The sequence below is a fragment of the Rathayibacter sp. PhB1 genome, from assembly GCF_004362935.1.
Taxonomy (GTDB): Bacteria; Actinomycetota; Actinomycetes; order Actinomycetales; family Microbacteriaceae; genus Rathayibacter; species Rathayibacter festucae.
Genome location: NZ_SNYD01000003.1, coordinates 69,000 through 94,047, shown reverse-complemented (window position 1 = coordinate 94,047; position 25,048 = coordinate 69,000). Strand labels below are relative to the sequence as shown.

Below are 25,048 nucleotides of genomic sequence, written 5' to 3'. Positions count from 1 at the left end.
CCCCGCACGCCCTGACCACGCCCTCGACCCCACCCGCACCGATCACCCCTGAAGGAGCCCCATGGACCAGAGCACGCACGCCCACACCGTGCAGAACCGACTCGTCATCGTGGTCCGCGCGGATCCGGTGATCTGCGGGCACTCGGTCGAGGCCCGCAACCTCGCCGAGACCGCCCTGGAGCGCGGCTTCGACGAGGTGCGGATCGTCACCTGGCCGATCGAGCGGCTCCAGGCCGCCGGCCTCCCGCTCAAGCCGCTCGACGCCGTCCTCCCCTACAGCGACGGCATCATCGTCGAGCGCCCGGAGCCGGTCGGCGACTACAAGGTGCCGGACGGCCGCTTCCTCGCCGGCATGGTCGGCCGCCTGGTCGAGCTGTTCACCGACGGCGTGCCCACCGTCTGCCTCTCCCTCTACCTCAGCCCGCACACCCTCGCGGTGGCGGACGCCCTGCGCGCCGCCTGGAGCACCGGCCTCCCGGTCGACGTCACGACGATCGCCGAGGCGGTCGGCTCAGACGTCACCAACGTCGTCCGCCGGGCGGTCGAGGAGGGCCGCCTCGGCGCCGCCGCGCACATCTTCGCCTCGTACCTCTCGCAGGACCACTGCGTCGCCGTCTCCGAGTACACCCGCGACCTGATCGTCGAGGAGGCCGAGCGGATCGACGCGGTGCACGGCACCCGCTTCGCCGAGCAGTGCCGCGCGCGCATCGAGATCTCCTACCCGGCGATCGACTCCGACGCCTACACCGGGCTCGACCCGGCCGTGGTCGACGAGGTGGTGCGCGCCCGCGGGCTGCGCACCGACGGCTACGTGCTCTTCCTCTCCCGGCTGACGGAGGCGAAGGGCGTCGAGGATCTGATCGCCGGCTACGAGCGCAGCGCCGTCCACGCGGACCGGGAGCTCGTCATCGCGGGTCGTGGTCCGCAGGAGGCGGAGCTGCGGCGTCTGGCCGCCGCGTCACCGCTGGCGCACCGCATCCGCTTCCTCGACGACGTCGGCGACGCGGAGAAGCCCTACCTGATGGCCGGCTGCTCGGCGTTCGTGCTGCCGAGCAAGCCGCGCCCGGAGTTCGTCGAGACCTTCGGCATCGCGCTCGCCGAGAAGATGCTCGCGGGCGGCGGACCCGTCATCACGACCCTGACCGGCGGCATCGGCGAGGCGGTCGGCGAGCACGCGTTCATCACCCCGGTCGACGCCCCGGACACGATCGCCGCGCTGCTGGACCACGTGGTGCTCGAGCTGACCGCGGAGGACCGGGCGCAGCGGGCCGTCGCGGCGCGCGAGTACGCCCTGCAGTTCGACCGCCGCCGGGTGTTCGACCGGATGTTCGCCCGCCTCGGGCGACCGGTGCAGGCGGGACAGGCCGCCTAGGCGCCGCCCTCGGCCGCGACGGCCAGGCGATAGCGGACGAAGCGGAGGGTGAAGCTGTGCCGGTCGCCGCTGCCGAGGCGCTCCGCCAGCACCCGGATGCCGAGCACGGCGACGACGCGCCACCACTCGAGCTCGTCGGAGACGACGGCGGTGAACTCGTCACCGGGCCGGACGTCATCGGGATCCGTGCCGGAAGCCCCGGCGCTGGAGCGCGGGGCGGTGGTCGTGTCGAGCATGGCGCCGACTCCTGTCGGCAGGCCTCGCGGAAGCGCTTCGGGTGCGCCGCGCACCCGGATGCCGGGCCCACGAGAGGGGGAGCTCGCTACCCGGCATCCGGTCATGCGCGCGGTCACGGGGTCGAGCCCGCCGGAACGAACCCGGACCGCACTCGAAGTGTAGGCCTGTGCCCTGGGCGTGGCGCGGAATGTCAAGCGCTTGCGAGGCAGTTCGGAGAGTCCGACAGATATCGGCGAACTCGATGCCGGCCGGTCCTTAGAGGCGACAGGCGCCAGGCGGCGAGCGTCAGGCGGCGCGCGCTAGGCGGTGTGCGCCAGGCGGTGTGCGCTAGGCGGCCGGCTCCGCGCGGCGCAACGGCACCGCGGTCGCGCCGACGGGCTCGGGGACGATGCGCAGACCGGCGCCGCTGTTGGCGCGCTCCATCAGGGCCTCGATCCACTCGGGGTTGATCGTGGGCTGGCGGCTGCCCTTGAAGTCGAACTGCAGCGGGATGGTCGGGTGCATCCACACGGCGCGGCGGCCGGTCCCGGCGTTCGGGCTGGCGTCGAGGGTGAGCAGGAAGCGCTCGTCCCGGCGGAACTTGTTGATGATGACGATCTGCAGGTGGGCCAGAGTCCGGTCGTCGACCTCGGTGGCCGCCGGAGGAGTGCCGTACATGATGCTGCCCATGGTCTTCTCCCGTTCGCACGAAGACAGGAGCCTGTCCCTGTCGCTAGAAAGACTGTCTACTAGTTTGACTAACGATGTCAAGCCGGGCCGGATGAACGGACGGTGACCGCGCGCGCCCCGAGCTCCGGCGCGGAGGACTCGTGTTCCGCGGAGAACGCGGAGGGCGCGGCCGGGCTGAGCGGCTCAGGCGCGGCGTCGCTCGACGGTGAGCTCGTGATCGGCGTCGTCCTCGAGGACGTCGCCCTGCTCGCCGGAGATCTCGACGATCTCGCGGACGGTCTGCAGGAAGCGGACCACCGCGCTCGCCTCCTCGGGGGAGAGCTGCTCGGCCGCGGCGAGCATCCGCTGGTTCATGTCGTCGAGCGTCTCGCGCACCTCGCGGTGGGAGGTGGGGGTGGCGACGATCCGGATCGCGCGCCGGTCGCTCGGGTGCGGCTGGCGGAGGACGTGGCCGCTCTTGACCAGGCGGTCGATCAGCACGGTCGTCGAGGCGGAGGAGATGCCGAGGTAGGCGGCGAGGTCCTTCGGGCTGACGTGCTGGCCGCCCTGCTGCCGGCGCATGAGGAACTGGACCGCGAGCAGATCGTTCTCGCCCATGCCCATCGATCCGCGGGTGCGCCGGCGCATCGCGCTCTCGGCCGTGCGGAAGGCGCGCATCGCGCCGAGGACTTCGGCGGCCCCGGGCGCGCTCGGAACGGCCGGGTGCCGGAGGGCAGCCGGTCGAGTCAGCGCGACCTCGTCCATGCACCACAGCTTAGACAGTCATGTAGCAAGAAGATCTAGTCATGTACAACCCCGTCCTGGTGCTTGTCCTCGGCGACGCCAGACGGTACGAATGGACAAGCTAGTTAGACGAGCTAGCGAAATCAGGAGGAGGAGGACGGCATGCTCGACACCGCACCGGTCCTCCCGCTCTCGGACCCCCTCCTCGGCACGACACTTGCCGATCGCTACCTCCTCCTCGAGCGCATCGGCGAGGGCGGCAGCGCGACGGTCTTCCGCGCGCGCGATCTCCGACTGGCGCGCTCCGTCGCCGTGAAGGTCTACCGCGAGGTCGCCGACACCCCGAACGAGCGCTCGCGGCGCGAGCGCGAGGTGCGCCTCCTGATCGACTCCCGCCACTCCTCGATCGTCGAGATCCTCGATCAGGGCGAGATCGCGACGGAGGAGGGCGCGCTCGCGTTCCTCGTCCTGGAGTACTTCGACCCGGCCGATCCCGCCGCCGGCTGGTTCGCCTCGGGCGACGAGCGGCTGCTCGCCGAGGTCGGCGCTCAGCTCGCCGACGCTCTGGCGCACCTGCACGCGCGGGACGTCCTCCACCGCGACGTGAAGCCCGAGAACGTCCTGGTCCGCACGCGGTCCGTGGCCGCCGCCGGTGCCCTGCACGAGGCGAAGCTCAGCGACTTCGGCATCGCCCGGGCCGTCGACGACGCGCGGCTCACCCGCTCGGACGTCCTGGTCGGGACCGCGGCGTACCTCAGCCCCGAGAGCCTCGGCTCCGGGACGGTCGGCCCGGCGTCCGACGTCTACTCCCTCGGCCTGGTGCTGCTCGAGGCCGTCTCCGGCCGTCGTGCCTACACCGGCACCACCCTGGAGATCTCGCTGCAGCGGATGCACCACGCCCCGGTCGTCCCCGACTCGGTGCCTGAGCGCTGGCGCGGGCTGCTGACCGAGATGACCCGCCTCGACCCCGCCGCCCGCCCGAGCGCCGACGAGGTCGCGCGTCGACTGTGGTCGGACCTGCGCGACGAGCCGCGGGTGACGCCGCTGCGCAGCGGCGTGCACGGAGCGATCGCGGCGCTCTCGGCGGTCGCGGTCGGCGTCGCATCGACGCTCGCTCTGCTCGGCCGCCTCGGCTGACGCGTCGCCCCGGCGGGTGCGCCGCCCCTGCTGACGTGCCGCCTCGGCCGGCCCGCCGACGGCGAGGCCGAGTGTCCGCGGTGCCGTGCCGCCCAGGTGGCGGGCAGGAGTGCTGTCGTAGTCTCCCGGTGACCGTCGACCCGCTGACCGTCGACCGACGCCGACCGTCCGCTGCATCGCCGCGGACCCGAACGGAGCCGATCCCATGAGCCCGCGCCGCCTCTTCCGCATCCTGTCGATCCTCGAGGCGGTGACCTGGACGCTCCTGCTCGTCGGCATGCTGCTCAAGTACGCCGTCGGAGTCGGCGACTGGCCGGTGAGCACGGCCGGCCCGATTCACGGCTTCGCGTTCCTCGCCTACGGGGCGGCTGCGCTCGTCCTCGCGGTGAACCAGCGCTGGACCGCCGGAGCGACCCTGCTCGCGCTCGCCAGCGCCGTGGTGCCGTACACGACCATCCCGCTGGAGCGCGGCTTCGAGCGGCGCGGGCTCCTCGAGGGCGACTGGCGCCGTGAGGCGGGCGCCGACCCGCGCGACCGGAGGCTCCCGAGCCGGCTGCTGCGCTGGGCGCTCGGCCGCCCGGTCCTCGCGGCCGCCCTGGTGCTGGCCGCCGTCGCCGCGCTCTTCGCCGCGCTGCTCGTCGTCGGCCCGCCCGGCGGCGGCGAGGCCTGACGCGCCTGATCGGGTCGCCCGCGGAGCGGTCGCTTCGAGATCCCGCGTGAGCACTCCGGCGGGTGCTCGCCCGAGCATCGTGGGTCTCGATGCGCGCTGCGCGCTGCTCGACCAGCATGTGCGGACGCACGCCGGCGCACTCTGTGCGCGACTCATGCAGCATGTGCTGGCTCACATGGACGCGTCCTGCGGGCGACACATGCTGATCGAGTAGCCCGCGCCGCGGGCGTATCGAGATCCAACACCGGCACGTCGTGGGTCTCGATACGCGCTGCGCGCTACTCGACCAGCATGTGCAGACGCACGCCGGCGCACCCGACGCGCGGTTCAGGCAGCACGGGCGGGCTCACACCGACGCGTCCTGCGAGCGATACATGCTGATCGAGTAGCACGCGGAGCGGGCGTATCGAGATCCCCCGTCGTCAGAACGGTGCGGGTACATCCTCGAAGCGGGGCTTCGGTGGCGGGTCGGGTGGACGCCCGGGGAGTGCCGGTGGCCGGTTGCTGATCCGCCGGCCCGTCGGGCTCGTCCAGACGATCGTCCCGTCGTCGCTTGTGACGTAGGTCCACTGGTCCCCGTGCCGGATGTGGTGGTGGGACGTGCAGAGCGAGACGAGGTTCTCCAAAGACGTCTCGCCGCCGTTGCGCCACTCGAGGGTGTGGTCGGCCTCGGTGGTCGCGGCCGGCCGGGTGCAGCCGGCGAAGCGGCAGGTCTGGTCCCGCAGCTGCAGGTGCAGGCGCATCTGCGGCGGCGGGACCCGGTGGGTGCGGCCCACGGAGACGACCGCGCCGGTCTCCGGATCGGTCAGGACCCGGGTGAAGGAGGCGGCCGTGCGGATCAGCTCCCGGGCGATCTCGGCGGGGACGGGTCCGTAGCCGTCGAGGTCCGCGGGTGCGTCGTCCAGGCCGACGGCCGTCGACGCGGCGAGGGTCAGCCGGACCTCGGCCCGCACACCGGGGACGAAGGTCGGGTCCGGCCGGTGCTCGGGGTCCGGGGTCGTTCCCGCGATGTCACCGTCGCAGAGGAGATCGACGGCCGCGTCGGCGCTCAGCTGCTGGAGAGTGCGCGGATCACCCTCGTCGCGGAGGGTGCGGGCGATGCGGCGCAATCGGTCGTACGCACCCGAGACGACCGGTGCTGAGGCGTGGACGCAGAGGGTGGCCATCCCGTCGACGTCAGGGGTGATCCAGACGGCGCGGTCCTGGCGGGCGCGTGCATGCCGCTCGGTCAGGGGCTGCTCGTGCAGCTCCTCGCGCCAGCGGCTGAGGGCACGGCGCAGTTGGGTCGTCGTCAGCGTGAGCGCGGCGTCGGCGGCACGCTCGTCGAGTGCGGCGCGGGAGGCGTCGGGAAGGCTGCTCGCGGTTCGGCAGATCGCCTCGCCGACCTCCCAGAGGATCCGGGCGTCGCGGAGCAGGGCGCGGGTGAGGGGGAGGTGCTCCATCAGCATCTGCGCGGTCTCGAGGCGTCGGCAGACGTCCCGCTCGGACACGCCGAGCGTCACTGCGAGCTCTGCGCGGATCGAGCGCTCGACCAGGTCCCGGGTCTCGCTCCGGGTCGCGCCGCGGGCGAATGCCTCCGGGACGGTGAGCGCGACGCGGTGGCCGCGATGCATCCGTTCCGCGGCTCTCAGGCGCGTCGGGGATGCGGCGCGCTCGGCGGCCGCGGCGTCGGTGAAGCAGTCGCGCACCTCCGCGAGTGCTGCCGCATTCTCATCTTCTGACATACGCGTATTGAAGCAGGGACCCCCGACAGCCGGGTCGGAACCATGGGCTGATCGGGGACAACGTCGACGGAATGCGAGTGTGGAGGAGACTCGCTCCCGGATGTCTCGGCGATGGTGGGTCTCGATACGCCGCCGGAGGCGGCTACTCGACCAGCATGTAAGGGCCGCCGGGGGCGGCTACTCGACCAGCATGTAAGGGCCGCCGGGGGCGGCTACTCGACCAGCATGTAAGGGCCGCCGGGGGCGGCTACTCGACCAGCATGGGTGGGCCGCCGGGGGCGGCTCCTCGACCAGCATGAACGGCCGCCCTGCGGGGTGCTCGGCCGGCGTGGGCCCCTCTCTTGCTGGTCGAGTAGTGCGCGCAGCGCGCGTATCGAGACCCACTCGCGTCAGAAGGACGAGCCTGCAGACCGGCCTTGCTGATGACGGTGGGTCTCGATACGCCCCTGCGGGGCTACTCGACCAGCATGGAGGGGCCGCCGACGCGTGACTGACATCCCTCAAGTGGGTGGGTCTCGATACGCCCTGCGGGCTACTCGACCAGCATGGGTCGCCCTGCGGGGTACTCGACCAGCACGAGTCGCTCCGCGGGCGTTTCGGCGAGCGACGGGCTTGCTGCGGGCGGCTCGATCGGCAGGGGATGCGGCGCGGCGTCAGGACGTGCGGGTCGCGGCGTCGATCAGGATCTCGGCGGCGCGGCGGGCGTGCAGGGCGGATTCGGGGGTGCCCGAGATGGCGGCGGTGGTCTGCGCGCCCTCGGCCAGGAGGGCGAGCTGCGCGGCCAGCTCGGCGCCGCCGCCGACCTCCTCGGTCAGCACGGCGAGGAACCGCTGGAAGGTGTCCTTGTGCTCCCGGGCCAGCTGCGCGACCGCCGGGTTGGACGAGCCGAACTCACCGAAGGCGTTGATGAAGCTGCAGCCGCGGAAGGAGTCCTCGGAGAACCAGTCGAAGAGGAAGTCGTAGATCGCCAGGAGCTTGGGGCGGGCGCCGGTCGCGGCGGCGACGCGGCTGCGCACGCCGAGGGTCCACTGCTCGTGGCGGGCCTGCAGCACGGCCAGCACGAGCGACTCCTTGCTCGGGAACTCCGAGTAGAGGCGCTTGAGCGAGACGCCGGCGGCGGTCCGCAGCGCGTCCATCCCGACCGACTGGATCCCGCGCTCGTAGTAGAGGCGGTCGGCGGCCGCGAGGATCGCCTCGCGGGGAGGCGTGGCTTCGAGCGTCGGCGGCGTCATCCCTCCATCGTAGGCGCAGAGGGAACGCGCGTTCTCAGTTGTCCGACATCCATCGGCCTCGGCCCCGGCCGCATCGACCGCGGGCCCCGGCCGGTGTCGGAGGCTGCTGCTAGCGTCGGCCCCGCTCGGACCCCTCCTGATCGTCACCGGCGATCGGGGCCCGCGCGAGAGGCGGTCCCCGTGGTTCTGGCGATGCAGGCGGTCGAGTTCGGCGGGCCCGAGGCCCTCCACGCGGTGACGGTCGAGCCCGGCGAGCCCGGTCCCGGCCGGGTGCGCATCCGCGTGCGGGCCGCGGGCGTCAATCCCGCGGACGCGAAGCTCCTCCGCGGTCTCTTCGGCCGCGGGCGCACTCCCGTCCGTCCCGGCAGCGAGGTCGCGGGCGTGGTCACCGCAGTGGGGGAGGCAGCGACGGGGCCGCTCGGCGACGTCCGCGTCGGCGACGAGGTGGTCGCCTTCCGGGTCTCCGGCGGCTACTCCGAGGAGCTGGTGGTGCCGGCCGCCTCGGTGCTGCCGAAGCCGCCGGGCCTCGCCTGGGAGCAGTCGGCCGGGCTGCTGCTCACGGGCACGACCGCGGTGCACCTGCTCGAGGCGACGCACGTCTCCGCCGGCGACACCGTCCTGATCCACGGGGCGAGCGGCGCCGTCGGCAGCCTCCTCGTCCAGCTCGTGCGCGAGCGCGGCGCCCGTGTCATCGGCACGTCCAGCGAGCGGGGCGCCGCGATCGTCGAGCGCTTCGGCGGCGAGTCCGTGCGCTACGGGGAGGGGCTGGTGGAGCGGGTGCGCGCCCTCGCCCCCGGCGGCATCGACGTCGCGCTCGACACGGCCGGCACCGACGACGTGCTCGACGCCTCCGTCGAGCTCGTCGCCGACCGCTCCCGGATCGCCACCGTCGCCGGCTTCGAGCGCGGCGCGGCGCTCGGCGTCCTGCTGCTGGGCGGCGGCGCCGGGGCCGACCCGGGCACAGCTCTCCGCGACGCCGCCCGGGCACCGCTGCTCGAGCGGGCCGGCCGCGGCGCGCTCGAGGTGGTGCTCGGTCCCTCCTTCCCCCTCGCGGAGGCGGCCGAGGCGCTCGCACTGGTGGAGTCGGGCCGCGCCGGCGGCAAGGTGGTGCTCCTCCCCTGAACGCCGTCGACCCCAGCGCCGCAGACTCCCGACCCGTGGACCCGCGCCCCGTCGACCTCGACGCGAACGGCCCCTTCGACGTCGTCGGCGCCGCGAACCTCCTCCTGCACCACTCGCTGCCCGGGGTCGAGCGGGTCTCCGACGACGGACGGCGCCTCGAGCGGCTCGTCACCGTCGGGTCGCGGCCGGTGCCGCTCGCGCTGAAGCTGACCTCGTCCGGCGTCCGCGTCACGGCGACCGACCCCGCCGTCCTCCCGCTGGTGCGCGCCTGGTTCGATCTCGACTCCGACGTCGAGGCGATCGGCGCCGCCCTCGCTCTCGATCCGCTGCTCGCCCCGATGGTCGCCGCGCGGCCGGGACTGCGGGCGACGCAGTACCCCGCGCCGTTCGAGGCCGCCGTGATGGCGGTCCTCGGCCAGCAGGTGTCGGTGGCGGCGGCGAGGACCTTCGGCGGGCGCGTCGTGACAGCGTTCGGCAGTGAGGGCGAGCGGGGCCTCCGCTCGTTCCCCACGCCCGAGGCCCTCCTCGCCGGACCGATCGAGGAGCTGCGCGCCGCGATCGGCGTGACCCGGGCCCGCGCGGCGACCGTCCGCGCGCTCGCGGCGGCCTTCGCCGACGGGCTGGTGCTCGACCGCGCAGGCGACCTGCCCGAGCAGCGCCGGCTCCTGCTCGCGATCCCCGGCATCGGCCCGTGGACCGCCGACTACCTCGGGCTCCGGCTGCTCGGCGACCCGGACGCGTTCCCCGCGGGCGACCTCGTGCTGCGCCGCGCGCTCGGCGGGATCGGCACGGCGGCGGCGGACGCGGCCTCGCAGGCCTGGCGTCCGCACCGCGCCCACGCGGCGTTCCACCTGTGGGCCTCTACGGGCGCCGTGTGACGGCGCCGAGCCGAGCCGTGTCCTCGATCTAGGTCAGGTACTCGACGTCGTCGTACTGCACCGAGGCGTCGTCCGGGTCGAACTCGTCGACCGGCACGTCCTCGTGCTCGAGGATGACGGCGACACCCGGGGAGACGAGCACGCAGACCTCGCGGTCGCCGGCGACGGTGAAGCTCACCATGCCACCGCGCTCGCGGACGGCCTCGACGAGCTTCTTCTCCAGCTCCTCGGTGTCGAAGGAGAGGGCGAGCAGGAAGCGGCGGCCGTCGATGCTGAGGCTGGTGCGCCGCGTCGTGGGAGCGGGCGTCGGTGCCCCGCGCCGCTCGGAGCCGGGGGTGACGGCGCGCACGCGCATCGGGGAGGCGTGCATCCGGATCACGGAGTTCATTCGGGTTCCGGCCGGGACTCGTGGTGGCGGAGACCGTGCGAGCGACGGTCCTCCTTCATCTCGGACTCGAAGAGGTGGCGGCGACCGGCGGCGAGCTCGTCGCGCGCGGCGCGCTCCTGCTCGCGGAAGGCGGCGTAGTAGCCGTCGTCGTAGTCCTCGACGATCTGGAACGTCCAGCGGCCCTCGATGACGTTGCGACCGACCAGCTCCTTCTCCAGGGTGTCGGCCAGCTCGTCGCGCCCCGCCTCGCGGAAGGCGTCGACCGCCTCGCCGAGCGCGAGGTCCGCGGCGCCGGTCAGCCGGTGGAAGCCGTAGAGGAGCCCGCGCGCGTGCTCGACGGTCTCGAGCGCCTCGGAGAGCTTGCCCAGCGCAGCGACGGTGGCGTCGTCGAGACCGTCCGGACGCAGGTGCGCGGAATCGGGGTGGTCGTGTGAGCTGGTCATCTCCGAGAGCTTAGGCCGACCGTATTCCGCTGTGACCCCCTTGCGCCGCCGGCCGGAACCGGTCGTGCCGCGGCTGAGCGGTCTCGAAGGCGGGCGTTCAGGCGCGGCGGATCGGCGCGAAGCCGTCGGTCTTTCCGGGGTCGTGGAAGTCGCGGACCAGTCGGGCGACGAGGTCCGGCTTCTCCACGATCACGCCGTGGCTGGCGCGCGGGACGACGGCCAGCTCGGCGTCCGGGATCGCGTCGTACATCGCCAGGACGTGCTCGAAGCGGATCTCGTCGTCGTCGCCGAAGAGGAGGAGCGTCGGCACCGCGAGGCCGCGCAGGTCCGCGGTGGTGAGCTCCGGCTCGGCGGCGTGCAGCGCGTCGAGCTTCGCGACGACGACGTCCCAGTGCGTGGCGCCGTCGGGCGACACCTCGGCATAGCTCTCCCTCAGGAAGTCGGGAGCCTCGCCGTCGAGCACGCCGGGCAGCCAGCCGTCGCGGTGGAAGACGCCGGAGGAGAAGACCAGGCTCGCCACGAGGTCGGGGCGGCGGAGGGCGACGTGCAGGGCGACCATCGCGCCGTCGCTGTGGCCGAGGAGGTGCACGGGGGCGCCGGGCAGCGACTCGATCAGGGCGATCGTGTCGCGCGCCATCGCGGCGAAGCTCAGGGGAGCGTCGGTGTCGGCCGTGCGGCCGTGCCCGCGCTGGTCGGGCAGGTGCAGTGTGTAGTCCTCCTGCAGCTCCGCCACCAGCGGCTCGAGCGAACGCGAATCGGTGCCGCCCGGGTGCAGCAGGACGAGGGCGGGGCCGTCGCCGACCCGGCGGCTCACGAGCGGTACGGCGTCCTCGATCATGCGGCGAGCGTAGCCCTGCGCTCGCGCGGCGGGAAGGCGCGCCCTCAGCGGGCGGGGACGCGCACCGGGAGCGCGACGAGGCGCACGTCGCGCAGCTCGCCGTCCTCGGCGACCGCGGTGAGGTACGTGCAGGCCGGCTGACGGCGGCGGTCGGTCGGCGAGCCGGGGTTGAGCAGTCGCATCCCGGCCGCGGTCCGCGAGTCCCAGGGGATGTGGCTGTGGCCGAAGACGAGCAGGTCGGCGCCGGCGTGGGCGGCGTCGGCGCGCGCCTCCCGCCCTGCGGCGGGGCCGGTCTCGTGCACGACGCGGACGTCGAGGCCGGCGATCTCCGCGCGGGCGACCTCGGGGAGGCGCGCCCGGAGCCCGGCGGGGTCGTTGTTGCCCCAGACGCCGAGCAGGCGCGCGGCCCGGGACTCGAGGGCGTCGAGCGTCGCCTCGTCCACCCAGTCGCCGGCGTGCACGACCAGATCGGCCTCGTCGACCGCCCGCCAGACCTCGTCGGGCAGCGCCTTCGCGCGCTTGGGGAGGTGCGTGTCGGCGAGCAGGAGCAGCCGCACCGGGCCGTCGAGCCGCAGCATCGGCGCGGCGGGTCGCCCGTCCGGCATCAGAGCGCGGGGCCGGGGGTCGGCTCCACCCCGCCGTCGGCGCCGGGCTCCTCGGCCGTCGCGGAGTCGCGGAGGCGGGCGTCGAGGGCGTCGAGCGCGGGGACGAACCAGAGGTGGTCGCCGCGGTTCGACTCGACGACGAAGTCGTGCAGGGTGCTCGAGGCCGAGACCTGCTCGGTGATGTCGCCGACGACCACGAGCCGCTTGCCGTACATCACGAAGCGCTGCACGAACTCGCCGGCGATGCCGGAGCGGAGCCGGAAGAACTCCGGATCGAGGCGGCCGACCGGGACGACGATCGTCTCGGCGTCGCTGCCGTAGATCTCGCCGATGACCGCGAGCGCGTCCTCCGAGGTGGAGAGGGCGGGCCCGTCGTCGTCGACGAGGAGGAGGGGGACGCCCTGGCGGGTCTCGGTGCGCATGGACCCAGCCAACCACGTCGCCCCGCGCACGTCACTCCGCGCGGAACGAGCGCAGCCGCAGGCTGTTCAAGACCACGAAGACGCTGGAGAACGCCATCGCCGCCCCCGCGACCAGCGGGCCGAGCAGGCCGGCCATCGCGAGCGGGATCGCCGCCACGTTGTAGGCGAAGGCCCAGAACAGGTTGCCCCGGATGACGCCCAGGGTCCGCCGGCCGAGCCGGAGCGCGTCGGGCACCCGGGCGAGGTCGTCGCCGACCAGGGTGACATCGCTCGCCTCGATCGCCGCGTCGGAGCCGGCGCCCATCGCGATGCCGAGGTCGGCGGCGGCGAGGGCGGCCGCATCGTTCACTCCGTCGCCGACGAAGGCGACCGTGCGGCCCTCGGAGCGCAGCCGCTCGATCACGGCGAGCTTCTCCTCCGGCAGCACCTCGGCGATCACCTCGTCGAGGCCGATCGCGGCGGCGACGGCCGTGGCCGCGCGCGGGTTGTCGCCGGTCAGCATCAGCACGCGGAGCCCCCGGGAGCGCAGCGACGCGACGGTGCGAGCCGCCTCGGGCCGCGGCTCGTCGCGGAGGACGGCGAAGCCGCGCAGCTCGCCCTCCCAGCCGATCCCGACGACGGTCCCGCCGTCGGCCGCGGCCTGCTCGGCGCGGGCGGCGAGGTCGCCGGGCGCGTAGCCCCACTGCTCGTCGAGCCAGCGCAGGCGCCCGGCGACGACGAGGCGGCCGTCGACCCGGGCCCGGACGCCGAAGCCGGCGCTCGCGCGGAACCCGGTCGCCTCGGGGACGGTCAGCCCGCGCTCCTCCGCGCCGCGCACGATCGCGGCGGCGAGGGGGTGCTCGGAGCCGCGCTCGACCGCCGCGAGCAGGCGGAGGGACTCGTCGTCGCTCGCCGCCGCGACGGTGAAGGCGCCGGTGGTCAGCGTGCCGGTCTTGTCGAGGACGACGGTGTCGACGCGGCGGCTCGTCTCGAGCACCTCCGGTCCGCGGATCAGGATGCCGAGCTGCGAGCCGCGGCCCGTGCCGACGAGAACGGCGGTGGGCGTGGCGAGCCCGAGCGCGCAGGGGCAGGCGACGATCAGCACGGCGACGGCGGGCGAGACGGCGGCGGCGAGGTCCGCCCCGGAGAGCAGCCAGCCGACGAGGGTCGCGAGCGCGAGCACGACGACGACCGGCACGAAGACGGCGGAGACGCGGTCGGCGAGGCGCTGCACCCGCGCCTTGCCGGCCTGCGCCTGCGAGACGAGCCGGCCCATCCGCGCCAGTGTCGTGTCGGAGCCGACGCGGTCGACCCGGACGGTGAGCACGCCGTGCGCGTTGAGGACTCCGCCGGTGACGAGGGAGCCGGGCCCGACCTCGACCGGCACACTCTCGCCGGTCAGCAGGCTCGCGTCGACGGCGCTGGAGCCGTCGAGGACGGTGCCGTCGGCGGCGACGACCTCGCCGGGCCGCACGCGCAGGCGGTCGCCGACCGCGAGGGCGGCGGCGGGGACGCGCTCCTCGGAGCCGTCGGCGGCGACGCGGGTCGCCTCCTTCGCGCCCAGCTTCAGCAGCGTGCGCAGGGCGGCACCGGCGTCGCGCTTGGAGCGGGCCTCGAGCCAGCGGCCGGCCAGCACCAGCACGGGGACCGCGGCGGCGACCTCGAGGTAGATCTCGTCGTGCCCGGAGCGGGTGCCGAGCAGCTCGAACGGCATGCTCATCCCGGGGCGGCCGGCGTCGCCGAGGAAGAGGGCGTACAGCGACCAGGCGAAGGCCGCGGTGGTGCCGAGGCTGATCAGGGTGTCCATCGTGGTCGTCCCGTGCCGCAGCGCCCGCCAGGCGGTGCGGTGGAAGGGCCAGGCGCCCCAGACCGCGACGGGTGCGGCGAGGGTGAGGCAGAGCCACTGCCAGTTCGCGAACTGCAGCGCGGGGATCATCGACAGCAGCACGACCGGCGCGGCCAGCAGGGCCGAGACCGTGAGCCGGGTGCGCAGGACGCGGCGCTCGGCTTCGGCCGCCTCCTCCTCGCGGGAGGGCGCGCCGTCGTCCGCGCCGTCGTCCGCGACGGGCGCCGCTCCGGAGACCGTGGCCGTGTAGCCGGCGGCCTCGACCGCGGCGATCGCGTCGGCGGCCGTGGTGCCCTCGGGCAGCGCGACGGTGGCGCGCTCGAGGGCGAGGTTGACGCTCGCGCGGACGCCGGGAAGCGCGTCCAGGCGGCGCTCGACCTTGGCGACGCAGGACGCGCAGGTCATGCCGCCGATGGCGAGCTCGAGCTCGGCGGGCTGCCTGGTCCGGCCGGCGGCGGGGGCGTCGGCCACGTCAGGCCAGGGGCGCGAGGCGGTACCCGGCGTCGGCGACGGCGGCCGCGATCTCCTCGCGGCCGAGCGGACGGGAGGAGCCGACGGTGACGGTGGAGACGCCGTCGGGGAGGAGCGAGATGTCGACGCTGTCGACCTCGGGGTAGGCGGCGAGCTCCTCGGTGACGCTGCGGACGCAGTGCTCGCAGGTCATCCCGGCGACGCCGAAGCTCTGCACCGAGGCGCCGCCCGCGGCGGAGCCGTGCCCGGACGCGTGCGCGGAGTCGTGGCCGCCGCAGGCGCAGGCGCCGCCCGACCCGCAGCCGCCCCCGGACCCGCCCGCGGCTCCCTTGGCGGTGAGTCCGAGATCGAGGTGCGCGGTCATGCTGTTCTCCTTGCGTGGGGCGGGGGGCCCGGCGGAGGGATACCCCCCGGGGGTACTCCCATCGTAAGCCCGTCCGCGCTCGCGGGCAAGGCGGAGGCGGAAGGCGGGAGAATCAACGGAGGAGCGCCGCGGTCCCGAGTGCTCCGGGGGAGGGGACATGGCCGCCGCACCGACGCCCGACTGGGGCGCCCCGCCGCCGCACGCCTCCGCGCGTCCGCTGCCCTCCGATCCACTGCCCCCGCGGCGCCGCTTCGAGCCGACCGCGCTGATCACCTCGCCGGCCGAGGCTCGCCGGGCGCGGGGCGCGCTCGCCGCGCAGCTGCGCCAGACGTCCCCGGCGAACCGGCGGCGGCTGGCCGAGTTCGCGGCGGTCGCCGACGGGGTCGCGCTGCTGCGCGGCCGCGAGTTCGACCGGGCGCTGCGGCGGATCGCCGCCCCGGCCGCCGCCGTCGCTCCGGACGCCACTGGCGTCGTCACCCTCGGCGCGGACGGACCGGCGCTCGCCGGGGAGCGCGCCGACGCCCTGGCCATCGCGGACTGGAGCGACGTCCTCTCGGTCGAGGTCGGCACGGTCGCGCACGGCGCCTTCCGCGTCCGCGCCGTCGTGCTCGCCGTGCTGGCGGCCCGGCCCGAGCGGGGGGCCGCCGCGGGACAGGGCTTCCGCGGCCTGGTGTCCGACGCGGCCCGCGCCTCCGCGGCCGCCCTCGCCGCGCGGGCGCGCCGCCGAGTCCTGGTGCCGCTCGTGGTCGCGTCCCCGGGGCCGCTCGGCTGGACCGTCGCCGACGACCGCACCTTCCTCCTCGCCCTCGACCGGGTGCGCCGCGCGCACGGCGCCCGATGAGGGCGCGGCTGCCGTTCGCGCTCGCCGCGATCGCCGCGCTCGCGCTCGGGCTCGCCCTGCGCTTCCTCCTGGCCGGCCTCTTCGCCGACCTCGCCGGCGGCGTCCTCTACGTCGTGCTGGTCGCGCTGCTGGTCTGCGTGCTGCTGCCGCGGATCCCGGCGGTGACCGCCGCGGGGATCGCCCTCGCCTGGTCGATCGCGATGGAGCAGCTTCAGGCGATCGGGGCCGCCGCCCGACTGGTCGAGCTGTGGCCGCCGCTGCGGCTCGTCGTCGGCAGCACCTTCTCCTGGCTGGACATCGCCGCGTACGTCCTCGGCGCGGTGGTCGCCGCCGCCGTGCTGATCGCGGTGGCGCCGCGGGCTCGGTTCGAGCGCGAGGAGCCGGGGCGCGAGGGGCCGGGCCGCGAGGAGCCCGGTCGCGAGGATCCGGGGGAACTCCGCCCGTAGGGTGGGCCCATGCACGAGGCGACACCGGCACTGCCCCCCGCGAACGACCGGGCGCACGCGGACGACCGGGCGCACGACACCCGCCGCGACCGCCGCACGCCGGAGCCCGTCGACCGCTTCGCCACCGGCGAGGAGTTCCCGGAGTACCGGGTCGACCTCGAGCGGATCCGCTTCTCGCCCTACTTCGCCCGGCTCTCCGCGGTGACGCAGGTCATCTCGCCCTCCGGCGTCGGCCAGGTCGTGCACAACCGGCTGACGCACTCCATCAAGGTCACCGCCGTCGCCCGCGCGATCGCGATGCAGCTGACCACCACCGACACCGCTCAGCGCGAGCTGGTCGAGCGCCTCGGCGGCTGCGACCCGGTCGTCGTGCAGGCCGCGGCCAGCGCGCACGACCTCGGTCACCCGCCGTTCGGGCACCTCGGCGAGCAGGCGCTCGACCGCCTGGCCCGCGAGAAGCTCGGCCTCGAGGAGGGCTTCGAGGGCAACGCGCAGTCGTTCCGTATCCTGTCCGAGCTCGACGTCTGCGAGACGGTCGAGGCGGGGCTGAACCTCACGGCCGCCTCGCGCGCCGCGGTCCTCAAGTATCCGTGGGGCCGCACCGTCTGCCGGCCGGACCTCGAGACCGCCGACCCGACCGAGCTGCCGCGCGGCTCCACCGCCAGCCGTTGGGAGACCGCGCCGCCCAAGTTCTCGGCCTACACCCTCGACCTCGACGACCTGCTCGACTCCCGCACCGGCTTCACCGCGATCGCGCCCTGGCAGCAGACGCTGGAGTGCTCGGTGATGGACGTCGCCGACGACATCGCCTACTCGCTGCACGACCTCGACGACTTCTACCGCGCGGGCGTGCTGCAGCAGGCGGCCGTGGCGGTCGAGTTCCGCGCGTTCCTCCGCGAGCAGAACGCGCTGGCCGCCCTCGACGCCGACGAGCTGTGGGCGCGCGCGCCCGGGCACTCGCTGGAGATGCTGCGGCGGAGGCTGGTGGCCCGCGACCCGTGGATCGCCAGCGACGAGCACTTCCGCTCCTCCGTCGAGCGGGTCTCGGCCGAGCTGGTGGAGGGGCTGCTCGCGGTGCCCTTCGACGGCTCCACCCGCACCGAGCGGGCGATCGAGTCGTTCGTCTCCTCCTGGATCGGCCGGCTGCAGCGCTCGGTGCTCGTGCTCGCCGAGCCGAACGTGCGCTCGGGGCACCTGACCCTGCTGCCCGACGCCTGGCACGACGTCGCCGTTCTGAAGTTCGTGCACACCCGCTTCGTCATCGACCGGCCCGACTTCGCGACCTATCAGCGCGGTCAGTCGCAGGTGCTCGGGACGCTGGTCACCCACCTCGACGCCTGGCTCGACGATCCGCGCGACGGCCCGCGCGCCCCGCAGAAGCTGCTCGACCTGATCGAGCTGGCGACCGACGGCTACTTCCGCCTCCGCGCCGACCGCCCCGAGTGGCTGCCCGCCGGCGAGCGCGGCCGCCCGCGCGTCGACGCGGAGTCGCTGCAGCGCCTCGGCCGCGCCCGCGGCGTCGTCGACTACGTCGCCACCCTCACCGACGAGCAGGCGATGGCGCTCGCCGCCCGCCTCCGCGGCGACCGCGAGCCCTGGGCGATGGGCACCTGAGGCGGCACGCGCTGCCCGCGGCTGTCGTCCGCACCTCCCTCCCTGCTCGCCTCCGCCCGCACCTCCGGCTCGCGAAACCGGCCCCGGCTCGCGAGACCGGCGGATTCCGACGAGCCGAGGCGGTTCCCGCGAGCCGAACCTCGGCCGCCCGTGCCTCCGCCGACACCTCCGGCTCGCGATTCCGGCCTCGGCTCGCGGGATCCGCCTGTTCTGGCGAGCCCAAGCTGTTTCCGCGAGCCGAACGTCGGCGGCCCGGACCTCCGGCTCGCGGTTTCGGCTCCGGCTCGTCGGATCCGCCTGTTCCGGCGAGCCGGAGCAGTCTCCGCGAGCCGGAGCTCGGCGGCCGTCACGTCCGGCTCGCGATCTCAGGTCCGGCTCGTGGAATCCGGCTGCTCCTGCGAGCCGAAGCCGTTTCCGCGAGCCGGAGGTGCACCGCGCGCCGGGTGGTTGACACCGGAGGGTCGCCTGTGGCCACCCCGGAGGACACCGTCGAGAACGCGCGCGATTCCGCGTCAGAGCGCGCAGCAGGCCTCCGGAGTGTGCATGTCGCCGCCGTCCAGCCCGCGTCCAGCAAGCGTCGGGTGAACGACAGCGTAAAATCACGGGGGCACATGCCGAGATCGACAACTCGATAGGGAGTTCCGTTGGACGGAAACGCAACGACCACGCACCGCAACGTCGCATTGCTGTCCGTCGCTACCACGATGGCCCCCCGGGTGACCACGTCGGAAGAGATCGACGCGCGACTGGCGCCGGCGCTGAAGCGGCTGCGACTCCCCACCGGACTCCTCCAGCGCGTCGCGGGCGTGCAGGAGCGCCGCAACTGGGGCCCCGAGCAGGGCTTCGACGGCGCCGCGATCGAGGCGGGCAAGCGCGCGCTGGCCGAGGCCGGCATCCGGCCCGACCAGATCGGGCTGATCATCAACACCTCGGTCACCCGCAAGCACCTCGAGCCCTCGGTCGCCGTGCGCCTGCATCACGGGCTCGGCCTGCCGTCCTCCGCGATCAACTTCGACATCGCGAACGCCTGCCTCGGCTTCGTCAACGGCATGACGCTCGCGGCCCAGCTGATCGACTCCGGCCAGATCAAGTACGCGATGATCATCGACGGCGAGGACGCCGACGAGATCCAGGTCAACACGATCGAGCGCCTCAGCCGCGAGGGCATCAAGCGCAAGGACTTCATGAGCGAGTTCGCGAGCCTGACCCTCGGGTCCGGCGCCGCGGCCGCGATCCTCGGCCCGGCCGACGAGCACCCCAAGGGCCACCGCATCCTCGGCGGCATCACCCGCGCGGCCACCCAGTTCAACGAGCTCTGCGTCGGCAGCGTCGACGGGATGTTCACCGACGCGAAGGCGCTGCTCAAGGGCGGCATGGAGCTCGTCGTCTCCGCCTGGAAGGAGGCGAAGCGCGACTGGAGCTGGGGCGGGATGGACCGCTACATCATGCATCAGGTGTCGGACGTGCACACCAACGCCTTCGTGAAGGCCGTCGGCATCGACCCCGAGCTGGTGCCCACCACCTACCCGACCCTCGGCAACGTCGGCCCCGCGTCGATCCCGATCACCCTCGCGCAGGAGTCGAAGACCCTCGAGCCGGGCCACCGCGTCCTGCTGCTCGGCGTCGGCTCCGGCATCAACACCGCGATGCTCGAGATCGCCTGGTGAGCGCCGCCGCCGGCCGGCACCCGGCCGCCAGGATCCGCCGCGCACTCGGCTCGACCTCGGCGGCGGAGCTGCCGCCGGCGGGACTGGACGGCCTCGATCCGTCCTGGTCGCGCCTCGTCGACGCGCCCGATGCGCACGGCGTCCCGCGCCGCTGGCACCTGCTCGACACGCAGGAGGCGCTGGGCGGCGTCGAGCCGCTCGGCACGATCCTCTGCGTGCACGGCAACCCGACCTGGTCCTACCTCTGGCGCGCCCTCGCCGCCGCCACCGTCGCGGCCGCCCGCCGCGGCGAGCCGGCCTGGCGCGTCGTCGCCGTCGACCAGCTCGAGATGGGCTTCTCCGAGCGCACCGGCGAGCTGCACGCCCTCGCCGACCGCGTCCGCGAGCTCTCGAACCTCACCGACGTCCTCGGCCTGAGCGACGTCGTCACCCTCGGCCACGACTGGGGCGGAGTCGTCTCGCTCGGCTGGGCGGTCGACCACCCCGAGCTCCTGCGCGGCACGATGCTGCTCAACACCGCGATCCACCAGCCGGCCGACGCGCCGATCCCCGCGCCGCTGCGGCTCGCGCTCGCCTCCGGCGTCCTCGGCGCCTCGACCGTCGGCACGCCCGCGTTCCTCGAGACGACGCTCGCCCTCGGGCACCCGGCGATCCCGGCCGCGGTCAAGGACGGCTACCGCGCGCCCTACCGCTCGGCGGAGCGACGGGGCGGCGTCGGCGGGTTCGTCGCCGACATCCCGGTCGGCCCCGCGCACCCGAGCCACACCGAGCTGGAGCGGATCGCCGCGGGCGTCCGCGCTCTGGAGACCCCGGCGCTGCTGCTCTGGGGCCCGCTCGACCCGATCTTCTCGGACCGCTACCTCGACGACCTCGTCGACCGCCTCCCGCACGCGCAGGTGCACCGCTTCGAGGGCACCGGCCACCTGCTCGCGGAGGACGTCGACTACTCCGCCGCCGTCCTCACCTGGCTCGGCGACGTCACCGCCGGTGCCCAGGCCCCCGACGTCCACCGCCCGACTGTGCCGATCGAGCCGCTCTGGCGGCACCTCGACGAGCGCGTCGAGGACGACTCGCTCGCGCTGGTCGAGATGGCGCCGCCCGGGGGAGGCGGACCGCGCTCGGTGTCCTGGCGGCTGCTCTCGCAGCGGGTCCGCGAGCTGGCCGCAGGGCTCCGGGCCTCGGGCGTCGCTCCGGGCGACCGCGTCTCGCTGCTCGTGCCACCCGGCGCCGATCTCACCGCCCTGCTCTACGCCTGCCTGCGGATCGGGGCCGTCGTGGTCGTCGCCGACGCGGGCCTGGGCCTGCGCGGGCTGACCCGCGCCGTCCGCGGCGCCTGGCCGGACCTCGTCGTCGGCGCGCTGCCGGGGCTCGCCGTCGCCCGCGCGCTCGGCTGGCCGGGCGGTCGCGTCTCGACGCAGACCCTGCCGCGCGCCTCCGCCCGCGCCCTCGGCGTCGACACCTCGCTCGGGCAGCTGATCGAGCTCGGCCGCGCGGAGCTCGAAGCCTCCGCCGACGCCCTCGGCGAGGCGCCCGCGGCCGACGCGACCGCCGCGATCCTCTTCACCTCCGGCTCGACCGGCCCCGCGAAGGGCGTCGTCTACACGCACCGCCAGCTCGCCGGCGTCCGCGACGCCCTGGCGCGCCAGTACGGCATCGGACCGGGGACCGGACTCGTCGCCGGCTTCGCGCCGTTCGCCCTGCTCGGCCCGGCACTCGGCACCCGCTCCGCGACGCCGGACATGGACGTCACCTCCCCGCGCACGCTGACCGCGCGGGCCGTGGCCGCCGCAGCGGCGCGCGTCGACGCGACCGTCCTCTTCCTCTCGCCGGCCGCGCTCGCCAACGTGGTCGCCACCGCGGGTGACCTCGACGCCGACGACCACCGCGCGCTCGCCGGCGTCCGCACCTTCCTCTCGGCCGGCGCCCCCGTCGCCGAGGGCCTGCTCGCCCAGGCGCAGGCGCTGATGCCGAACGCCTCGGCCCGCACGCCCTACGGGATGACCGAGGGCCTGCTGCTGACCGACGCGTCGCTCGAGGGCATCCGCGCGGCCGCCGCCGACGACGATCCGCGCGGGGGAGTCTGCGTCGGTGTGCCGGCCGCGGGCGTCCGCCTCCGGATCGCTCCGCTCGACGACGACGGGCAGGCCGCTCCCGAGCCGGCCGAGCTCGTCGGGGTGACCGGCGAGATCGTCGTCTCCGCCGGCCACGTCGAGGACCACTACGAGCGGCTCTGGCTCACCGACCGCGCCGCGCGCCGCGGCGCCGTCCCGGGCGAGCGCTGGCACCGCACCGGCGACGTCGGCCGGATCGACGCCGACGGCCGGCTCTGGGTCGAGGGCCGCCTGCCGCACGTGATCGTCACCGCCGACGGCGTCGTGACGCCCGTCGGGCCCGAGCAGCGGATCGAGGCGCGCGTCGCCGCCGTCTCCCGCGCCGCGCTCGTCGGCGTCGGGCCCCGCGGAGTCGCGCAGCTCGTCGCCGTCGTCGAGCGGCACGAGGGCGCCCGCCGCACGCAGCTCGCCTCCGAGGAAATCGCCGCCGAGGTCCGCGCGGCCGTGGGCGCACCGGTCGCGGCCGTGCTCGTCGTGCCGGCGCTGCCGACCGACATCCGGCACAACTCCAAGATCGACCGGGCCGCGCTCGCGCGCTGGGCGGAGTCGATCCTCGCCGGCGGCCGGATGGTCGCGCCGTGAGGGTGCTCGTCACCGGGGCGAGCGGGCTGCTCGGCGGCGCCGTCGCGGGGGGACTCGTCGCGGCGGGCCACGAGGTCCGCACCTTCCAGCGCCGTCCCTCGGGAGTGAGCGGGGTGGAGGACGTCCGCGGCTCGCTGGCCGACTCGGGCGCCGTCGAGGCCGCGGTCGCGGGCTGCGAGGGTGTGGTGCACCTCGCGGCGAAGGTCTCGCTCGCGGGCGATCCGGCCGACTTCGTCCGGGTGAACGTCGACGGGACCAGGGATCTGCTCGCATCCGCCGCTCGTGCAGGTGTCCGGAGCTTCGTCCAGGTGTCGTCGCCGTCCGTCGCGCACGCCGGCGCCTCGATCATCGGCGAGAGCGCCGAGCCCGCCGATCCCGAGCGCGCCCGCGGCGACTACGCCCGCACGAAGGCACGGGCCGAGCTGCTCGCGCTCGCGGCGGACGCGCCGGGCTTCGCCGTGGTCGCGGTGCGTCCGCACCTGGTCTGGGGGCCGGGCGACACCCAGCTCGTGGCGCGCATCGTCGAGCGCGCCCGCACCGGCCGGCTGCCGCTGCTCGGCGACGGCCAGGCGCTGATCGACTCCACCTACATCGACAACGCCGCTTCGGCGATCTTCGCCGCGCTCGGCCGGGCGGAGGCGGTGCACGGCCGCGCGTACGTCGTCACCAACGGCGAGCCGCGGCCGGTGGCCGAGCTGCTCGCCGGGATCTGCCGGGCCGCCGGCGTGCGGCCGCCGGCCTGGTCGGTGCCCGCGGGCGTCGCGCGCGCAGCCGGCTCGCTCGTGGAGCGCGTCTGGGCGGTGCGCCCAGGGGAGGACGAGCCGCCGATGACCCGCTTCCTCGCCGAGCAGCTCTCGACCGCGCACTGGTTCGACCAGCGCGCGACCCGCGCCGACCTCCAGTGGACGCCGGCGGTCACCCTCGACGAGGGCCTCGCCCGCCTGGCGTCCTCCTACCGCTGACACGACGGACGCCCCCCGCGCGAGTGCGCGAGGGGCGTCCGTCGTCCTGCCTGCTGGTTGAGCGGCCCGCTCCGCGGGCGTGCCTTCATGCTGATCGCTTCCATGCTGATCGAGTAGCCCGCTCCGCGGGCGTATCGAGATCCACCACCGTTCGGAGGTCGGTCTGCACACCCGCCCTTCTGGGGACGTCGGGTCTCGATACGCCCCTGCGGGGCTACTCGACCAGCATGAGGCGGGCCTGCTCGATCGGCAGGGGTCGCCGCCCCCGCAGGACCGCGCCCCCTTCATGCTGATCGAGTAGCCCGCTCCGTGGGCGTATCGAGATCCACCACCGTTCGGAGGTCGGTCTGCAGACCCGCCCTTCTGAGCGCGTCGGGTCTCGATACGCCCCTGCGGGCCTGCTCGACCAGCATGAGGCGGGCCTGCTCGATCGGCAGGGTTCGCCGCCCCCGCAGGACCGCGCCCCCTTCATGCTGATCGAGTAGCCCGCTCCGCGGGCGTATCGAGATCCACCACCGTTCAGAGGTCGGTCTGCACACCCGCCCTTCTGGGGACGTCGGGTCTCGATACGCCCCTGCGGGGCTACTCGACCAGCATGAGGCGGGCCTGCTCGATCGGCAGGGGTCGCCGCCCCCGCAGGACCGCGCCCCCTTCATGCTGATCGAGTAGCCCGCTCCGCGGGCGTATCGAGATCCACCACCGTTCGGAGGTCGGTCTGCAGACTCGCCCTGCTGAGCGCGTCGGGTCGCGATACGCCCCTGCGGGGCTGCTCGACCAGCATGAGGCGGGCCTGCTCGATCGGCAGGGGTCGCCGCCACCGCAGGACCGCGGCGGAGTCATGCTGATCGAGTAGCCCGCTCCGCGGGCGTATCGAGATCCACCACCGTTCGGAGGCCGGTCTGCAGACCCGCCCTTCTGGGGACGCCGGGTCTCGATACGCCCCTGCGGGGCTGCTCGACCAGCATGAGGCGGGCCTGCTCGACCCGCATGTTGGCGGCAGAGCCTCCGTCAGTCGGCGAGGATCAGGTACAGCGCGCGGCGGGTCTCGTCGAGCTTCGCGGAGGCGGCGGCGCGCTGCGCCTCCGAGGCTCCGCGGAACTGCTGGACGACGCCCATCAGCTTGCCGATGTTCTCGACGAACTCGCGGTCCGCGTCGCTCGCGCCGGGAGTGGCCTCCCAGGCGGCGGCGAGCTCGTCGGCGTGCTCGCGCACGTAGGTGCCGCCCGCGTCGGTGAGCTGGTACTCGGTGCCGCGGCCCTCGCCGACGGCCGTGATGAGGCCCTCGTCGACGAGCTGCTGGAGCGTGGGGTAGACCGAGCCGGGGCTGGGGCGCCACGAGCCGTTGGTCTTCTCGGCGATCGCCTTGATCAGGCCGTAGCCGTTCGAGGACTTCTCGGCGAGGAGGGAGAGCAGGGCGGCGCGGACGTCGCCGCGTCGGGCCCGTCCTCCGCCGCGGCCGAAGCCGGGGCCGCCGAAGCCGGGGCCGAAGCCGCCGAAGCCCGCGCCGAAGCCGAAGCCGGGACCGAAGCCGCGGCCGTGTCCGCCGGGGCCGCGGCGCTCGCGGCGGCCGGGCTGGTCGTGGCCGCCGTGGCCGTGGTCGTGGTCGCCGTGCGAGCGGTCGAAGCGGTCGCTGTGGTCGTGGAAGGAGTTCCTGGTGTTCATGGTGTCTCTTCTCGTGTCAGGGGATTCCTCTCGAAATCCGTCT

The 25,048-nt window shown here is 74.6% G+C and carries 24 protein-coding genes; 11 read left to right on the top strand and 13 right to left on the bottom strand.

Annotated features, from left to right (window positions below; all coding sequences use genetic code 11):
* The first annotated feature begins 61 nt into the window (after positions 1 to 61).
* Entirely contained in the window at positions 62 to 1,372 is a 1,311-nt protein-coding gene (locus EDF17_RS08320; RefSeq protein ID WP_123446662.1) for a glycosyltransferase, read from the top strand.
* Here EDF17_RS08320 and EDF17_RS08315 read toward each other — a convergent pair.
* The 3 genes from EDF17_RS08315 to EDF17_RS08305 all read right to left on the bottom strand — a co-directional run bounded on the left by EDF17_RS08315 (position 1,369) and on the right by EDF17_RS08305 (position 3,022).
* Positions 1,369 to 1,608, bottom strand: a complete 240-nt coding sequence (locus EDF17_RS08315; RefSeq protein WP_123446661.1) for a hypothetical protein — start codon at positions 1,606 to 1,608, stop codon at positions 1,369 to 1,371. The two genes, EDF17_RS08320 and EDF17_RS08315, sit on opposite strands and share 4 nt — an antisense overlap.
* A gap of 328 nt (positions 1,609 to 1,936) precedes the next feature.
* Positions 1,937 to 2,278 (bottom strand): ATP-dependent DNA ligase, encoded by a 342-nt coding sequence (locus EDF17_RS08310; protein ID WP_123446660.1) that lies wholly within the window; start codon positions 2,276 to 2,278, stop codon positions 1,937 to 1,939.
* 183 nt (positions 2,279 to 2,461) lie between these two features.
* Positions 2,462 to 3,022 carry a MarR family transcriptional regulator gene (locus EDF17_RS08305; protein WP_123446659.1) on the bottom strand — a complete coding sequence of 187 codons (561 nt, stop codon included), beginning with the start codon at positions 3,020 to 3,022 and terminating at the stop codon, positions 2,462 to 2,464.
* A 141-nt stretch (positions 3,023 to 3,163) separates the two neighbouring features.
* Here EDF17_RS08305 and EDF17_RS08300 point away from each other — a divergent pair, with 141 nt between their 5' ends.
* Complete coding sequence (locus tag EDF17_RS08300) at positions 3,164 to 4,138, top strand: serine/threonine-protein kinase (RefSeq protein ID WP_123446658.1); 975 nt, start codon at positions 3,164 to 3,166, stop codon at positions 4,136 to 4,138.
* A 205-nt stretch (positions 4,139 to 4,343) separates the two neighbouring features.
* Positions 4,344 to 4,808, top strand: a complete 465-nt coding sequence (locus EDF17_RS08295) for a DUF3817 domain-containing protein (protein ID WP_123446657.1) — start codon at positions 4,344 to 4,346, stop codon at positions 4,806 to 4,808.
* Between the two features lie 422 nt (positions 4,809 to 5,230).
* On the opposite strand, the gene EDF17_RS08290 is transcribed toward EDF17_RS08295, so the two are convergent.
* On the bottom strand, positions 5,231 to 6,532 hold the full coding sequence (locus tag EDF17_RS08290; protein WP_123446656.1) for an HNH endonuclease signature motif containing protein: 1,302 nt from the start codon (positions 6,530 to 6,532) through the stop codon (positions 5,231 to 5,233).
* Positions 6,533 to 7,185: 653 nt separating this feature from the next.
* The gene (locus tag EDF17_RS08285; RefSeq protein WP_123446655.1) at positions 7,186 to 7,764 is read right to left on the bottom strand and encodes a TetR/AcrR family transcriptional regulator; all 579 of its coding nucleotides are present in this window, start codon (positions 7,762 to 7,764) and stop codon (positions 7,186 to 7,188) included.
* A 180-nt stretch (positions 7,765 to 7,944) separates the two neighbouring features.
* On the opposite strand from EDF17_RS08285, the gene EDF17_RS08280 reads away from it, so the two are divergent.
* Entirely contained in the window at positions 7,945 to 8,886 is a 942-nt protein-coding gene (locus EDF17_RS08280; protein ID WP_243732837.1) for an NADP-dependent oxidoreductase, read from the top strand.
* Positions 8,887 to 8,921: 35 nt separating this feature from the next.
* Positions 8,922 to 9,764 (top strand): AlkA N-terminal domain-containing protein, encoded by an 843-nt coding sequence (locus EDF17_RS08275; protein WP_123446654.1) that lies wholly within the window; start codon positions 8,922 to 8,924, stop codon positions 9,762 to 9,764.
* 28 nt (positions 9,765 to 9,792) lie between these two features.
* Here EDF17_RS08275 and EDF17_RS08270 read toward each other — a convergent pair whose 3' ends face one another.
* The 7 genes from EDF17_RS08270 to EDF17_RS20255 all read right to left on the bottom strand — a co-directional run bounded on the left by EDF17_RS08270 (position 9,793) and on the right by EDF17_RS20255 (position 15,120).
* The gene (locus EDF17_RS08270) at positions 9,793 to 10,152 is read right to left on the bottom strand and encodes a hypothetical protein (RefSeq protein ID WP_123446653.1); all 360 of its coding nucleotides are present in this window, start codon (positions 10,150 to 10,152) and stop codon (positions 9,793 to 9,795) included.
* Positions 10,149 to 10,595, bottom strand: a complete 447-nt coding sequence (locus EDF17_RS08265) for a hypothetical protein (RefSeq protein ID WP_123446652.1) — start codon at positions 10,593 to 10,595, stop codon at positions 10,149 to 10,151. The genes EDF17_RS08270 and EDF17_RS08265 overlap by 4 nt, the downstream gene beginning before the upstream one ends.
* Before the next feature lie 97 nt (positions 10,596 to 10,692).
* Positions 10,693 to 11,433 (bottom strand): alpha/beta fold hydrolase, encoded by a 741-nt coding sequence (locus EDF17_RS08260; RefSeq protein ID WP_123446651.1) that lies wholly within the window; start codon positions 11,431 to 11,433, stop codon positions 10,693 to 10,695.
* A gap of 44 nt (positions 11,434 to 11,477) precedes the next feature.
* Positions 11,478 to 12,038 carry a YfcE family phosphodiesterase gene (locus EDF17_RS08255; protein WP_243732836.1) on the bottom strand — a complete coding sequence of 187 codons (561 nt, stop codon included), beginning with the start codon at positions 12,036 to 12,038 and terminating at the stop codon, positions 11,478 to 11,480.
* Complete coding sequence (locus tag EDF17_RS08250) at positions 12,038 to 12,460, bottom strand: DUF4180 domain-containing protein (RefSeq protein ID WP_123446650.1); 423 nt, start codon at positions 12,458 to 12,460, stop codon at positions 12,038 to 12,040. The genes EDF17_RS08255 and EDF17_RS08250 overlap by 1 nt, the downstream gene beginning before the upstream one ends.
* 31 nt (positions 12,461 to 12,491) lie before the next feature.
* On the bottom strand, positions 12,492 to 14,756 hold the full coding sequence (locus EDF17_RS08245) for a heavy metal translocating P-type ATPase (RefSeq protein ID WP_260321561.1): 2,265 nt from the start codon (positions 14,754 to 14,756) through the stop codon (positions 12,492 to 12,494).
* 1 nt (position 14,757) lies between these two features.
* A complete protein-coding gene (locus tag EDF17_RS20255) occupies positions 14,758 to 15,120 on the bottom strand; it encodes a heavy-metal-associated domain-containing protein (protein WP_123446649.1) in 363 nt (120 codons plus the stop codon).
* Positions 15,121 to 15,277: 157 nt separating this feature from the next.
* Here EDF17_RS20255 and EDF17_RS08235 point away from each other — a divergent pair, with 157 nt between their 5' ends.
* The 6 genes from EDF17_RS08235 to EDF17_RS08210 all read left to right on the top strand — a co-directional run bounded on the left by EDF17_RS08235 (position 15,278) and on the right by EDF17_RS08210 (position 23,343).
* Positions 15,278 to 15,961 (top strand): hypothetical protein, encoded by a 684-nt coding sequence (locus EDF17_RS08235; protein WP_123446648.1) that lies wholly within the window; start codon positions 15,278 to 15,280, stop codon positions 15,959 to 15,961.
* Positions 15,958 to 16,407, top strand: coding sequence for a DUF2809 domain-containing protein (locus tag EDF17_RS08230; RefSeq protein WP_123446647.1), 450 nt, complete (start codon positions 15,958 to 15,960; stop codon positions 16,405 to 16,407). The genes EDF17_RS08235 and EDF17_RS08230 overlap by 4 nt, the downstream gene beginning before the upstream one ends.
* Before the next feature lie 9 nt (positions 16,408 to 16,416).
* A complete protein-coding gene (dgt, locus tag EDF17_RS08225) occupies positions 16,417 to 18,021 on the top strand; it encodes a dGTP triphosphohydrolase (RefSeq protein ID WP_123446646.1) in 1,605 nt (534 codons plus the stop codon).
* 644 nt (positions 18,022 to 18,665) lie between these two features.
* Positions 18,666 to 19,688 (top strand): 3-oxoacyl-ACP synthase III, encoded by a 1,023-nt coding sequence (locus EDF17_RS08220; protein WP_123446645.1) that lies wholly within the window; start codon positions 18,666 to 18,668, stop codon positions 19,686 to 19,688.
* On the top strand, positions 19,685 to 22,381 hold the full coding sequence (locus EDF17_RS08215) for an alpha/beta fold hydrolase (RefSeq protein ID WP_243732835.1): 2,697 nt from the start codon (positions 19,685 to 19,687) through the stop codon (positions 22,379 to 22,381). Before EDF17_RS08220 ends, EDF17_RS08215 begins: the two co-directional genes overlap by 4 nt.
* Entirely contained in the window at positions 22,378 to 23,343 is a 966-nt protein-coding gene (locus tag EDF17_RS08210; RefSeq protein ID WP_123446644.1) for an NAD-dependent epimerase/dehydratase family protein, read from the top strand. Before EDF17_RS08215 ends, EDF17_RS08210 begins: the two co-directional genes overlap by 4 nt.
* A gap of 1,008 nt (positions 23,344 to 24,351) precedes the next feature.
* On the opposite strand, the gene EDF17_RS08205 is transcribed toward EDF17_RS08210, so the two are convergent.
* Complete coding sequence (locus tag EDF17_RS08205; protein WP_123446643.1) at positions 24,352 to 25,005, bottom strand: PadR family transcriptional regulator; 654 nt, start codon at positions 25,003 to 25,005, stop codon at positions 24,352 to 24,354.
* Between the last annotated feature and the right edge of the window lie 43 nt (positions 25,006 to 25,048).